This is a genomic window from Candidatus Methylopumilus rimovensis, from assembly GCF_006364615.1.
Taxonomy (GTDB): Bacteria; Pseudomonadota; Gammaproteobacteria; order Burkholderiales; family Methylophilaceae; genus Methylopumilus; species Methylopumilus rimovensis.
On sequence record NZ_CP040986.1, the window covers coordinates 855,549 to 868,590 of the forward strand.

Genomic DNA, 13,042 nt, shown 5'->3' on the forward strand with positions numbered 1-13,042 from the left:
ATTGGATTTATCACAATAAGAGGCATAAAGTTGATTCGTAAAAACTATTAATGAGGGGTTAAAAATGAAATCAAAAAAAGAAATTAAAACATCTAAGGGTCAAGGAAAAAAGACCGGTTTACAAAAAACAAAAGTGTTAAAAAACACAGATGAAAATATTTTTGTATGCAAACAAAATGATAAAGACTGCTGGCATCGATACTCTGCTGCAATGGGAGATTGTGTTTAATTAATAGATACCAAAATAGGGTATTTGATATGCCCCATTAAACTTTAATGACAACCTCTAGATTCTAAACCATTCTGAGAAGTTGATATGTTAAAACTATTTATGCTCGCCGAGTAAATTTGACAGAAAACGATTAATTGCTGGCCAAAACATATGGGAAATTGTAAGGGCCATTAAAATAGAAAAAATAATATTTAAATATTCAATCTGTAAATTCTCAAAAAGTACAAAGTAAGCAAAAAGAGTAACTGGCAAGGTAAAAATAATTAAAAATAAAAGATCTCGCAAAGAATTAATTCCGACGTTAATCAAGGCTCTAATGCCATGCAAAAAACAGAAATAAAAAGCAAACCAAAAAAGCGGTTGCAAAAAGCTAGCTAGAATAAGGGTTATTAGAAACTCTAAAAAAAGAAAAATCTTATCTTTTTTTGTAATGATATTACTTGTATAAACAAGAAATAGAAAACTAAAGCTAAAAAAAAGTGTAAGTATTTTAAGAGCAAGGAATACATTAGGGTTTATTTCAAAATTCACTAATATATCAAAAATGTTTTTAACATCATTTTCAAAAAAAATGACTGGCAGTAATGTCATAGCAAAGCCCCATGATACTTTCATCATTTGAGGAACTTTTTTTAGATATGTAAGATCGCTCTCTCCAAAATGGATAATAGACATTAAAATTAAGGAAACCAATCCAAGAGCAGGGCTTTGGAACCACACAAACAAGCCTAAAAAAACTATGGATATATAAACTAAAAAAGCTATCGCTCTTGTTTTAATGTTTGAGTAAGCATTCCATATAACAATAGAGTCAGAAGCACCGTGTGAAACACCAAGGGACATGATGATTACAAAAATGATAGCTAAAGATGAATTGATATCAGAAATTTTAAAGAAAGCATTCTGATGATTAAAAAACATCAAAAAAAGTCCTGAAATCACATATATAGCTTGATGAACTCTTATCTTATTTAACATATAAATTCAGCAAACCCTTAAGCATAATTATTTTAGGCAATTTCAAAATAATGGCTAAATAATCAATGAGCCTTGCTTGATCAGATAAGAATCTTATGACTGATGCAATAGGCACCTTTGTAAAAAAAATTCGGAATATTTTAGGTGCTTCTTTTGGATTTGATCTTAAGACAGAAAGAAAAATTTTATCTAACCAATTAGTAAGATATTTTTTTTTGTGATTTATCATTTCATATGAAAATTGATTTTTTACATCTATTTGATTTGCCCACAAAGCAATTCGGGTAAAAGCATATCCAGAGGCGGGTCTAGAAGCTCCTCCAAAATTACCAATTCTAAAGTATTGATTATCTGCTCTTGCTTCAGAATATGGCGACATCGGTAAAACAGCCTTTTCTGTCTTCAATATCTCTTTAATATTAAACTTCTTTAGATTTTTTTTGTGCAGCCTATCTACTTCTTTGAAGTTTATTTTTCGAGAAAAAAAAGTAGTCTCTACTAATGCCCTAGTTTTTGAGAAAGGAAGAATATAGGTAAAAATAATATTTTTTTCAGATTCGAAAAAATCCATTAATGTGACAATATTTTCATTAAATATTTTTGTGTTTGAAACAACCTCAGAACCAATAAAAACTTGTTTTAATGAAGGATACTTATCGTCAAACTTAATATTTGGTCTACTATCTGCTATATTTTTTAGTAAAATTTTTTTATTATTTAAATTAATTTCCCACTCATCATTAATTTTTTTAATCTGCTTAATTAAGCATCCCCGCTCAACTTTAATACCTTTCGTAACTAATCTTTTATAAAGCTCCTTTATAACTGATTTAGATTCATAGCATGCATACCGATAATCGCCTAAATCAATAATATGTGATTCACCTTTTACCTTAATTTCTAGCTGAGACCATTCTTTTTTAATTTTAATATTTAATTTTTTTTTAATATCTAAGAGACCTGGTCCCGACCAAAAACTATAGGTTTTATCATTTTCTAAAGTGCGATTTTTCTCTAATAAAATAAAATTATTAATTTTTTTATTAAGAAGAGAATTCGCTAGAGTTAATCCAGATAGACCAGCGCCAATAATGCCAATATCAAATTTCTGTTTCATATATCAAAAATGTGCGTCGGGTAGATTATGAATAAATTTATGAAGATTTTTATTATGCAGCTTCATCTCTTGTTTAAATGAGGTCAAGTATTTTGTAATAATACCCAATGTAATCATAAACTTAGAAAAATTACTAACATAACACCTTTTTTCTTTACGCTCATAATGGGCTTTCATTAGCTGGTATCCAATTTGCTGGTATAAAGCTGAAGCTAATTTCACGGCAAGTGATGCGCCTTTGGGTAAATGGTCAATAGCTCGACTAGCGCTTTCAAAATAGATGTTCGCTAATTGAATCATTTTCTTTCGAGCTTCATCTATTTTTCTAGCTGTCTCCTTGTTTGGATTAGCAATTTCTTTAGCTCTATATTTCCCAATGAGACTTTCTGGCAAATAAACTCTGTTTCGTAGACTATCCTCATAAATATCTCTCGAAATATTGACTAACTGCATCGCAATTCCTAAATCAATTGCAAAATATCGCATTTTTTTATCTTTTACCCCAAAAATATCACAGACCATTAAACCGACAGTACCAGCAACTTGATAACAATAAACAATTAGAGATTTTTCTGATTTAAAGGTGGAAAATTTAATATCTGAAATTTGTCCATTTAAGAAATTTTTAACAAGTTTTTGGTTGGGCCAGTTTTCTTTTGGAATATCGCTCAACAAATTAATAACAGGATGTGATCTGCTCTTCTTCCATGCTTCCGTAAATATCAAAAGTCTTTTTTTTGCTATGTGGGTAGTTTTGGCTTCATCCACCATATCATCGACTCTTCGGCAGAAGCTATAAATTGAATAAATGGCTTGCATGTTCGACTTATCAAGGAAAAGGGAAGCCCAATAAAAAGTCTTACCATGCTTACGCATGAGTAAATTATTTTTCATGTTTAGGAATAAGCTTATCAATAACTTTGGCAGAGTTCAAAACACCGGGAACACCAGCACCTGGGTGAGTACCTGCACCCACATAAAAAAGATTCTGATATAAATCATCTTTATTGTGAGTCCTAAACCAAGCAGATTGTCTAAATAGAGGTGCTATAGAGAAACCAGACCCGAAAGGTGTATTGTAATCTTGAAGAAAGTTTTCTGGAGTCATATAAAATGATTCGCAAATGGTTTCAGTAAGTTTTGGCATCATTGTTTGTTCTAATGCTTTGATAATTGATTTAATGAATGCGGGCGCTTCATCCTCCCAAACTATATTCCCTTTCAAGTTCGGAACTGGAATTAGGGCATAAAAACTATCACAACCGATAGGTGCAAAATTAGTATCAGTTGCTGTGGGTCTATGAAGATAGATAGAAAAATCGTCAGCCAATTTGTGAAGGTCAAAAATATCACTTAATAGCTCTTTGTATCTTGGTCCCATCCATATCGTATGATGAGCAATATTTTCATACTTAACTTTTGTTCCAAAGAAAAGGACAAATAAGCCCATTGAATGTTTTGCTGTTTTATTAATAAATTTGTTATGGAGTGAGATTTTCTGATTGTCTATTAAATGATTATTTGTATAAATGGGATCTGCATTTGTAATTAAATAGTCAGTTTTATAAAAATCTCCTTTTGAATTTACAATACCGTCGACTTTTTGCTGTGAAGTCACAATCTTATTAATCTCACTATTTAAAAAAATATTAATCCCTTTTCGCTCCATAAGCATTTTTAATTGAGAGACTATTTCCCCGGTGCCACCTTTAGCAAAAAATACTCCCCATTTTTTTTCTAGTGCATGAATCAATGCATATATAGAGGTTGTATTGAAAGGATTACCACCCACGAGTAAGGGTTGAATTGAAAATGCTTGTCTTAAGTTTGGATGCTTTAAATAAGTTGAAACAAACTGATAAACAGATTGATAGCCTTTTAATTTAATAATATCGGGGGTATACCGAATCAAACTGCTTAGTTTATGAAAAGGTTGGTCAGCAAGCTTAAGGTAGCCTAATTCAAAAATTTTCTCAGCATGTTTAAGCATTTTAAGGTACCCATTCACATCTTTAGGCTCAAAAGCTTTGATTTGCTCTAATAATTCATCTTGATTTGGACCATAGTTAAAAAATGATCCATCATGAAATCTAAAGCGATACCATGGATCTAAAGGTATGAAATTAATAAAATCATCTATTTCTTCACCAAAAATTTCAAATAACTCTCTAAATAAATAAGGCGCTGTTATAACTGTAGGGCCAGCATCATGAATAAACCCATTTTGATTGAATTGTCTTGCTCTTCCGCCAAGTTGATCAAGCTTTTCATGTAAATCAACTTCATACCCCTTTGCTCGCATTCTCAAAGCAGCTGCAATACCGCCGAAACCACTTCCAATGACAATAATTTTTTTAGTTTGCATGTGAGAATTGATGGGATCTTTTTTCAATTTCTTCGCTTAAAGAAGAAATAATAGGTCTGATGACGACTGGCATAAGATGTAGAGAATTTTTAATGCCATGTAGAATATTCTCAATTTTAAAAATTAAATCATCTGCAATATTTGATGATAAAAGATATTGCTTTAACTCGCTCTTATTTTTCTTAAGGAAATTTATTTCTTTTTCGGAGGACTTTTCCTTAAGTAAAACAATAAGTGCATTCACTCTCTCAAATTTAATATCTGTGGGAATTTCGTTATGTTGGCTGATTAAAATATTTTCTAAGTCATTCACTATTTGGTAGGCAAGCCCCATTTCGTCTGTTAATTTTCTTAAGTGCATATAATAAGGCTCTTCTAGCTCTCCACATTTGAACATACCCATAATAGGTAAACAAATAAGTGGTGATGTTTTAGCTGTTGCAAGTTTTATATATTCTTCCCAACTTAAACTTAAAAAATTCGTATTGACGTCTCCCGATTGACCGAATACGATTTCCTTAACAGTTCCTGAAAGCAGGCTAAGTAAAATATTCTGATGCCAGCCCTGCTCAATTTCAGTGATTTTTCGAAACGACTCAGCAATCAAATAATCGCCTGTGCATATTGCAGCTGGAATTCCAAAATTCTTCCAAACACTTACCTTGCCTCTTCTTATTTCATCGCTATCGCAAATATCATCGTGAAGTAAAGATGCGCTATGAATTAACTCACAAACAACAGACCAAATAATTGCTGTGTGTTTAGAGATTCCTAAGGCTTCACCGGATGATAAAGCTAAGTGCGATCTGATTAATTTACCTTCTGATCTGCCATGCCAATTTAACCACTGAGATAAGTTTTTCTCGTCGACATCAAAAGACATCGCCAGATGTTTTTTTACAATACTTATGGAGTCGCTTTCGTCTGTATACATCATTAATTTATTTAAAAGAAAGCATATAGAAATTTAGCTTATTTAGATAAAAGGCTTAACTAGGCACCAATTTCAGATTTTCTTTGCGCGATAATGTATATCAAAATGCCAAAAACTGATTTAGCAATAATATCTACGAAGGTATATCCCACCTGAATACTTACAAATGCAGAAAAACCTAGCAAGGGAAGAATATAAACTAAAGGGTAAAATGACCAAGACAATATAATAAGTAATCTTGTTTTCTTAAATAACGGTTGAACAATCATAGGTTGGGTTTTGATTGACATTCCTATGCCATAAACCATTTCGTAGAGTATGTATGAGAATGGAATCATGGCTAAAATCCACCAAATAATCTTAGCAAATCCAATAGTAAGCGTTTCGCCAGGATAGCCCAATAAGACCATAAGGGCTGATGCTGCAACCAAGGCAAATCCTTTTTTGTATGTCTCTGAATGAGGCAATCTTAAAATTAAAACAAACTCTAAAAGCAAAAGAGGGACTGTTAATAACCAGTCAACATATCGATATGCATTGTTAAATTGCATACCGCTTTCTATCACTAAACCATCTTTTAATAAGTATGCATTATTAAAACTTTCGAAAATCCTTAGGTAGTGATACGTTGTGATCAAACAAACAAGACTTGAGAGAGTTAATGCAGTTTTATATGCAGGAGATACTTGCGATCTTTGCAATAGAAAAAAAATAGTTGAGGCTCCAAAAGCAGCAATTGCAAATGAAATTGCGTTATAAACTAAATTAAACTCAACATTATTCATCGTATGGGTATATCGATTTTGTTACTTGGGCTTTTGATATATTTAAATTTAAAGGCAAAAAATAAAAAAACTGTGTAGCCTAAGCCACACAGTTTTTTTAATATATTACATACTTACTTAGATTCTGAAACAGCTACAGACCAAATAATTACACCGAATGCAATTTTATTTAAAACATCAGCTAAGTTATAGATAATGTTTAATGATGCCATGCTGCTTGCAGGATCAGCGCCAGTTAAATATCCGAAATAGTAGCCTAATGGATAAATTGCCCATCCAAAAGTTACAATTAATCTCATAGTGTTAAAAGCTTTTTGCACAGTTGCAGGAGCCTTATTTGCACTAATTTTGCTTGCTTCGCCAGCAAAGATTTCGTAAAGGATATAGAACCATCCAAGCATACCAACGATAAATGATGTCATCACGTCAGCATAGCCAGCTTCGCCAACATAACCGCCCACAAGCATTACTAATGTACCAATTACAAGTCTCCAAAAAACACCTGTTGATACTTTGGTAATTGCAGATAGGATCAAATAAAACTCAATCATTAATAGTGGTACTGTAATGAGCCAATCAATATATCTATAAACTGTTGGTGTTGATCCAGTTGCGACCCACACGTCACGCATATAGAAATAGTGAACAGCCGCTACTAATGTAACAAGTCCGGACACAGTGAGAGAAGTTTTCCACTTACCTGCTACACGATCTCTTTCGAGGAAGAAGAAAGCAGTTGAAGCAACTAATGCCATTGAGATTAGCCAAAAGGTAATACCAACAAAATCGCTTGATTGAAGCACTTGACCTGATGTAGCAAAAACTGATGTTGATAAGCCTAATAAAGACAATCCTAATAAGCACTTATTTCTTAGGGATTTAAAAAAACCTTGAAACATAAGAACCTCCTGTTGATTGAAAAAAACTTTAACGACTAAAGTTTAGATAATTAAATGTAGCATTAATAAAATTATCTTGAAGAAAGTTTACACTCTAACTTTAGGGTTGTTATATATATTTTTATTCTATTGATTTCATTCATGATTATCATTAACCATAAAACAAATATGGGAATAAATAAAAACCTATATAGTGTTGATTTTTTGTAATCAAAGGAATAAATTGGATTAGCTAAAAATTTATTTCGACGTAAATTTTTTCCTAGGTTCGCCCCTTCTTTTTTTATTTGCTTACTAAATCCTTGCATGAATAGAGAAAGAAGGGGTTTTGTTTATTAAAACACCCTCAAACTTAACGCCTCATCTCCTCATTAAGTAATAATATTTAAAGTACCCAATTTATATCTCGTAAAAAATGGCATGAATAGCCATCCGGGTATTTCTTTAAGTATTTTTGGTGATTTTCTTCAGCGGGGAAAAATGAGCTGAATGTAATTACCTCTGTTGTAATTTTTCTTGAAAGCGCACCTGACGCATCGATCTTTTTAATTAAATCTTCGGCCATCATGATTTGTTCATTATTGGTTGCGAAAATAGCTGATCGGTATTGAGTGCCTAAATCATTGCCTTGTTGATTAAGCGTTGTGGGATCATGTATTTTAAAAAAGAATAAAAGTAAGTCCTTAAAACTTAAAATATCAGAATCAAAAACGACTTTTACTGTCTCTGCATGCCCTGTTGTACCGGTTGTGACTTCTCGATAACATACATTTTTAACATGCCCGCCGGAGAAACCTACCGTTGTATCAACAACGCCCGGAATTCCACTTAAAAGATTTTCTAAGCCCCAATAGCAACCACCTGCCAAATATACTGTTTCATTAGCCATTTTAATCAAGCACAATCAGACTGTGATTCAAGCCATCTTTTAGTGCATGCTTTATCTTCAGCTTTACAGGGGAATTGTTCCGGAAGTGTTAAAGCTTTAATAGCTGCTTCTGTTGCTAAATCTTTAACTTTTCGGTTTTTATTTTTATCTTCTTTATTAATCATATTTACACCTTTTGGGTTCTTAAAATTATTAACTTATGGTTAACGCATTTAAGATTCGATGTAAATTTATTAGTTCCAAGAAGTTAGTTAAGTTGATTTGAAAAATAGTGATTTACATCCCTATGATTCATTTCATCTTTTCGCACAGCCAAAATAACATCACTTAATCGTGCGTTCTTTTTTAAATGCCAATAATCAATAGCTATTTGAGGTGCTGGAATATTTTCATATTTACCCATTTGGACACCATGCAAATATTCTGTATAGCTATAAACTGCTTCCTCTTCAAAATAACCAACTAAGCGATGGGCTGTTCTAGATGAAATCAAATAAAGCAAAAAGAATAAGTTATAAAAAATGCCTTGTGCCAGAATGATCAAGAACCTTTCAAAAGCGTTTGGCTTGGCAATTTCAATAAAGGTCATTAAATGCATACGCTCATTTTCAGCCTCATCGAGCAATAACCTGATCCAACCATCGTCATTTTGCATCCGCCTTAGGGATTTCAGGTGTTGTAAAGTACCGCCTATCATTCCTGGGACGCCTGCTACCGTTTCTAAAACTACAGCTCTATGTCCGTATCGTCCAGCAAAAAAAGTATCTGCAAAAAAACGAAGGAATTTAGTACAAGCTAAGGCAAAGTAATCAGAAAAACCTTCAGCTTTATGATGAGTTATTCTTTTAATCATGATGTTTTTAGAGAGTTAAATTAATCGAATGAGTTCAATGAAAAAACCTCTGGATTTAGGTTCTATTGTAACTCACGCCTTCTAGAGCCTTGCTACAATATTTAATGAGCGTGATTCATTTAAATGATTAATTTTTTGATAGCCGTTTTTTCTCTAATTCTATTTTTTTGCTGTCATCTGGCTTTGAAGAGATCATTTTTTCACCATCCCACCTTTGACCGCACCAACAAATACCTTGAGCATTAATGATACAGACTCCTCTTCCACAGCATCTTTTATCTTCCAAAATTTGAGCTCCTTATAAAATAATTGCTAGATAAATTTCTATAATCTATTTCTATTCAAGTTAACTATTTTCAACTAGAGTATCAGCAATAACTAAATTTACTTAATTTTAATGAAGATAAAAAAAATACCGTCATCAGAAATTACGCCTGAGCATATTTATATTGATCGTCGACATTTTATAAAAAATTTAGGTTTAATTTTAGGTTCAACTGCGCTCTCTGCATTTGCAAATAAAAGTTTTGCAGCACTTCATACACTACCTTCATTTGCTCAAGCTAAAGAGCGAGAAAAAGAAAAGCTATCCTCACTTAAGGACATCACAAGCTATAACAATTATTATGAATTCGGTACTTCAAAATCTGACCCTTATGACTACGCAGAAAAATTAAATATCGACCCTTGGTCAATCTCTATTGAAGGTTCTGTGACTAAACCACTCAAATTAGATTTGGATGAACTTATAAAAGAGATGCCTTTAGAAGAGCGCATTTATAGACTTCGATGCGTCGAAGGTTGGTCGATGGTCATCCCTTGGGTGGGTATTCCATTACATGCATTACTTAAAAAAGTGTCCCCGAATGGAAATGCTAAGTATGTGGAATTTGTCTCCTTAAAACGGCCAAGTGAAATGATTGGCCAAAAAGATGACATGCTCGATTGGCCCTATACCGAAGGCCTAAGATTAGATGAAGCGATGCATCCTTTGACGATATTAGCAGTGGGTTTATATGGAAAAGTTTTACCTAAACAAAATGGTGCGCCTATCAGATTAGTTGTGCCATGGAAATATGGATTTAAGAGCATTAAAGCGATTACAAAAATTAGATTAGTAGAAAAAATGCCTATATCTACTTGGATGAAAGCAAACCCAAAGGAATATGGTTTTTACGCAAATGTGAATCCTAAGGTTGATCACCCTCGCTGGTCACAAACCACTGAAAGAAGAGTGGGTGAAAGTTTATTAACACCTCGACTAAAAACCCAGATGTTTAATGGCTATCAAGAAGAGGTTGCTCACTTATATCAGGGCATGGATCTAAATAGGTATTTTTAAGCCTTTTGAAGTTAAATCAAATATATATCAAACGTTTAATTTTTATCATAAGCCTTTGGCCAATTTTATCTCTTAGTGTTGCTATATTCCTAAATAATCTTGGAGCTAATCCAGTCGAATTTATTGAGCGTCATTTTGGTAAGTGGGCACTGATTTTTTTGTGTCTAACATTAAGCATGACGCCTTTAAGAAGAATCACCCATATGAATCAATGGATTTTATATAGAAGAATGTTAGGGCTTTTTACTTTTTTCTATGCAACAGTGCATCTTCTTTGCTATATAGGGCTCGATTATCATTTTGCTTGGATTGATATAAAAAATGACATCATTAAGCATCGCTATGTACTTGTGGGTTTTTTAGGATGGCTTTTGTTATTACCTTTAGCTATTACTTCATCAGACACAATGATGAGAAAGCTTAAATTTAATTGGAAAAGGTTACATCGTCTTATTTATCTAATAGCTATTCTAGGTGTACTTCACTTTTTATGGCTAGTTAAAAAAGATATCACCGAGCCACTCATTTACGCCCTCATTATTTTCATATTATTTCTATTGAGATTAAATATGTTTAAGCGACAAAAGCTTTAGAACACATAATTAAAAAATTTAAGATTAAATGCCCAATATCACTATTTACTGTTTTAGAAATGATCTTCGTTTAATAGACAATCCAGCCTTTCTAAAGGCTGCAAGTGAAAGCGATATTTTATTACCTTTATTTTGTCATCCGAATAATGATTTGATTTATAAAAGCGTTAAAAGGGTTGGTATACATAGACAAACTTTTTTAAGACAGGCATTAAATCAATTAAGCGCTAGTCTTAAATTGATGGGCTCAGATCTTATTGAAGTTCAGGGTAATATTTGTGATCAGATAAAAAAAATAGCAGATGCAATCGGTGCTACAAATATTTTCTTCGAAAAAATTATAGCTCCTGAAGAGCTTGAGCAAGAAGCATTAATTCGAAGCCTCGGTATTCCTGTTGTGACATTTTGGCAGTCCTCAATGATTGATCCATCCGAACTTCCATTTGAACCTCAAAATATGCCAGATATTTTTACAGAATTTAGAAAGCAGATTGAGTTAAAGAATATTGAAATAAAAACATTGGCTCAATCGCCTTCAAAACTTCCGCGTCTTCCAAACAAAAAATTTGAAAGTGATATAAATATTAATTTTACAAAAGAGATTAAGAATCAAAAATCATCTTTTCCATATACAGAAAATCAATTCTTAGGTGGTGAAAAAACTGCGCTGGCTCACCTTGAAAATTATTTACTTAAAAAACTACCTCATTCTTATAAAGAAACAAGAAATAAACTATCCGGTATTGATTTTTCAACAAAGTTTTCTCCATGGCTTGCTATCGGTTGTATATCCGCAAAATATATAGCCTTTAAATTAAAAGAATTTGAGGATCAATTTGGTGCAAATGAAAGCTCATATTGGATATGGTTTGAACTTCTATGGAGAGATTACTTTAGATTCTTACATTTTAAATATGGAAAAAGTCTCTATTTAAAAAATGGATTAAATAAGAATCCAACACACATAAACCATAATGAATCTAAATTTGAAGCTTGGATACATGGTAGGACAGGAAATCAATTAATCGATGCTGGCATGAGAGAACTTTTTTTGACTGGATACCTATCAAACAGAATGAGACAAATTGTTGCAAGCTACTTAATTTATGATTTAGAGTGTGACTGGAGAAAAGGGGCTCAATGGTTTGAATCTCAATTAATTGACTATGATGTTTATAGTAATCATGGGAATTGGCTTTACATTGCAGGAAATGGCACTGATCCTAGAGGTGGAAGAAGATTTAATACGACAAAACAAAATTTAGAACATGATCCAACTGATATATATAAGAATTATTGGAAAGAACAGTCCATAAACATTTCTCCAATTTAGCTTTTTTCACTCACCACTTTTTCTATCTTTATACTCAAATAATTTAATAGACTTCAAAACATCATTAAAGATAGCTAGAAACCGATAAACACAAAACTAGAAAGTACATGATTCATTTGATCAGTCCTACCATTTGTTCCATTGATATACTGATTCAAGTAGCCAATTTCTAGTCTTGATGACTCGGTATATTTCCACATCAAACCAGTAAATAGACGATTCTGATTAAAACCATCAGATCCTGCCCATTGCGTATCATTTACGTTCCAGAAGACTTCATCCCAAACTAAATAACTCAAGTCATTTCTACCATTGATCGGCAAACTCGCACGTATCTGTTGTCTGAAGCGATATGATGCTGAGTCGCCGCTATCCAAATGGCGCTGCTCAAGCCTAGAACGAGTAAGCCATGTAATGTCGTTGTACTTTGATACGTATTGAAACTGCTGCCACCAACGATCTTCGTGAGTATGCCCATTGGCCGCTTTAGTGTCAGCATAGGCGTACCCTAGCCACAGTGAGGCTTTTTCTGATAATGCAAAATTTAAAGCGGGACGTAAAAAACCCTGGTCGAAGTTTTTTACATCATCCTTCCAGCGTGCCTGAACCTCGGCATACCAGCGCACATCTTTTGTAATATTGCCTTCTGCAATAAAGGCTTGCCATAAGCGACTATCTTCATCCATAGCCTTGATAAGCGGAGAATATGTAAGCACGAAGCT

At 32.9% G+C, this 13,042-nt stretch carries 16 protein-coding genes; 4 read left to right on the forward strand and 12 right to left on the reverse strand.

Going from position 1 to position 13,042, the window contains the following annotated elements; genetic code table 11:
* The first annotated feature begins 64 nt into the window (after positions 1-64).
* Complete coding sequence (locus FIT61_RS06765) at positions 65-229, forward strand: hypothetical protein (protein ID WP_187351775.1); 165 nt, start codon at positions 65-67, stop codon at positions 227-229.
* A 96-nt stretch (positions 230-325) separates the two neighbouring features.
* Here FIT61_RS06765 and FIT61_RS04320 read toward each other — a convergent pair whose 3' ends face one another.
* The 11 genes from FIT61_RS04320 to FIT61_RS06775 all read right to left on the reverse strand — a co-directional run bounded on the left by FIT61_RS04320 (position 326) and on the right by FIT61_RS06775 (position 9,338).
* The gene (locus FIT61_RS04320) at positions 326-1,210 is read right to left on the reverse strand and encodes a Brp/Blh family beta-carotene 15,15'-dioxygenase (protein WP_139883487.1); all 885 of its coding nucleotides are present in this window, start codon (positions 1,208-1,210) and stop codon (positions 326-328) included.
* Positions 1,200-2,327 carry a lycopene cyclase family protein gene (locus tag FIT61_RS04325; protein ID WP_139883489.1) on the reverse strand — a complete coding sequence of 376 codons (1,128 nt, stop codon included), beginning with the start codon at positions 2,325-2,327 and terminating at the stop codon, positions 1,200-1,202. Before FIT61_RS04325 ends, FIT61_RS04320 begins: the two co-directional genes overlap by 11 nt.
* Positions 2,328-2,330: 3 nt before the next feature.
* Complete coding sequence (locus FIT61_RS04330; protein ID WP_139883491.1) at positions 2,331-3,221, reverse strand: phytoene/squalene synthase family protein; 891 nt, start codon at positions 3,219-3,221, stop codon at positions 2,331-2,333.
* Positions 3,211-4,692, reverse strand: coding sequence for a phytoene desaturase family protein (gene crtI, locus FIT61_RS04335; protein ID WP_139883942.1), 1,482 nt, complete (start codon positions 4,690-4,692; stop codon positions 3,211-3,213). Before crtI ends, FIT61_RS04330 begins: the two co-directional genes overlap by 11 nt.
* Entirely contained in the window at positions 4,682-5,626 is a 945-nt protein-coding gene (locus FIT61_RS04340) for a polyprenyl synthetase family protein (RefSeq protein ID WP_222845036.1), read from the reverse strand. Before FIT61_RS04340 ends, crtI begins: the two co-directional genes overlap by 11 nt.
* A gap of 59 nt (positions 5,627-5,685) precedes the next feature.
* Positions 5,686-6,411, reverse strand: coding sequence for a bacteriorhodopsin (locus FIT61_RS04345; protein WP_139883494.1), 726 nt, complete (start codon positions 6,409-6,411; stop codon positions 5,686-5,688).
* A gap of 113 nt (positions 6,412-6,524) precedes the next feature.
* On the reverse strand, positions 6,525-7,310 hold the full coding sequence (locus FIT61_RS04350; protein ID WP_139873583.1) for a bacteriorhodopsin-like: 786 nt from the start codon (positions 7,308-7,310) through the stop codon (positions 6,525-6,527).
* Positions 7,311-7,695: 385 nt separating this feature from the next.
* Positions 7,696-8,199: a peptide-methionine (S)-S-oxide reductase MsrA gene (msrA, locus tag FIT61_RS04355; RefSeq protein WP_139883496.1), complete on the reverse strand. Its 504-nt coding sequence runs from the start codon at positions 8,197-8,199 to the stop codon at positions 7,696-7,698.
* A 5-nt stretch (positions 8,200-8,204) separates the two neighbouring features.
* Positions 8,205-8,363 (reverse strand): hypothetical protein, encoded by a 159-nt coding sequence (locus FIT61_RS06770; RefSeq protein ID WP_187351776.1) that lies wholly within the window; start codon positions 8,361-8,363, stop codon positions 8,205-8,207.
* 83 nt (positions 8,364-8,446) lie between these two features.
* Positions 8,447-9,052, reverse strand: coding sequence for an alternative oxidase (locus FIT61_RS04360; RefSeq protein WP_139883497.1), 606 nt, complete (start codon positions 9,050-9,052; stop codon positions 8,447-8,449).
* 127 nt (positions 9,053-9,179) lie between these two features.
* Positions 9,180-9,338: a hypothetical protein gene (locus FIT61_RS06775; RefSeq protein WP_187351777.1), complete on the reverse strand. Its 159-nt coding sequence runs from the start codon at positions 9,336-9,338 to the stop codon at positions 9,180-9,182.
* Between the two features lie 111 nt (positions 9,339-9,449).
* Here FIT61_RS06775 and msrP point away from each other — a divergent pair, with 111 nt between their 5' ends.
* The 3 genes from msrP (at position 9,450) to FIT61_RS04375 (ending at position 12,320) form a co-directional block, all read left to right on the forward strand.
* Positions 9,450-10,394, forward strand: coding sequence for a protein-methionine-sulfoxide reductase catalytic subunit MsrP (gene msrP / locus FIT61_RS04365; protein ID WP_139883499.1), 945 nt, complete (start codon positions 9,450-9,452; stop codon positions 10,392-10,394).
* 176 nt (positions 10,395-10,570) lie between these two features.
* Positions 10,571-10,987, forward strand: a complete 417-nt coding sequence (locus FIT61_RS04370) for a protein-methionine-sulfoxide reductase heme-binding subunit MsrQ (RefSeq protein WP_244925229.1) — start codon at positions 10,571-10,573, stop codon at positions 10,985-10,987.
* A gap of 28 nt (positions 10,988-11,015) precedes the next feature.
* Positions 11,016-12,320, forward strand: coding sequence for a DASH family cryptochrome (locus tag FIT61_RS04375; protein ID WP_139883502.1), 1,305 nt, complete (start codon positions 11,016-11,018; stop codon positions 12,318-12,320).
* A gap of 74 nt (positions 12,321-12,394) precedes the next feature.
* Here FIT61_RS04375 and FIT61_RS04380 read toward each other — a convergent pair whose 3' ends face one another.
* Positions 12,395-13,006, reverse strand: a complete 612-nt coding sequence (locus FIT61_RS04380; protein WP_187351778.1) for a DUF2490 domain-containing protein — start codon at positions 13,004-13,006, stop codon at positions 12,395-12,397.
* Positions 13,007-13,042: the final 36 nt, after the last annotated feature.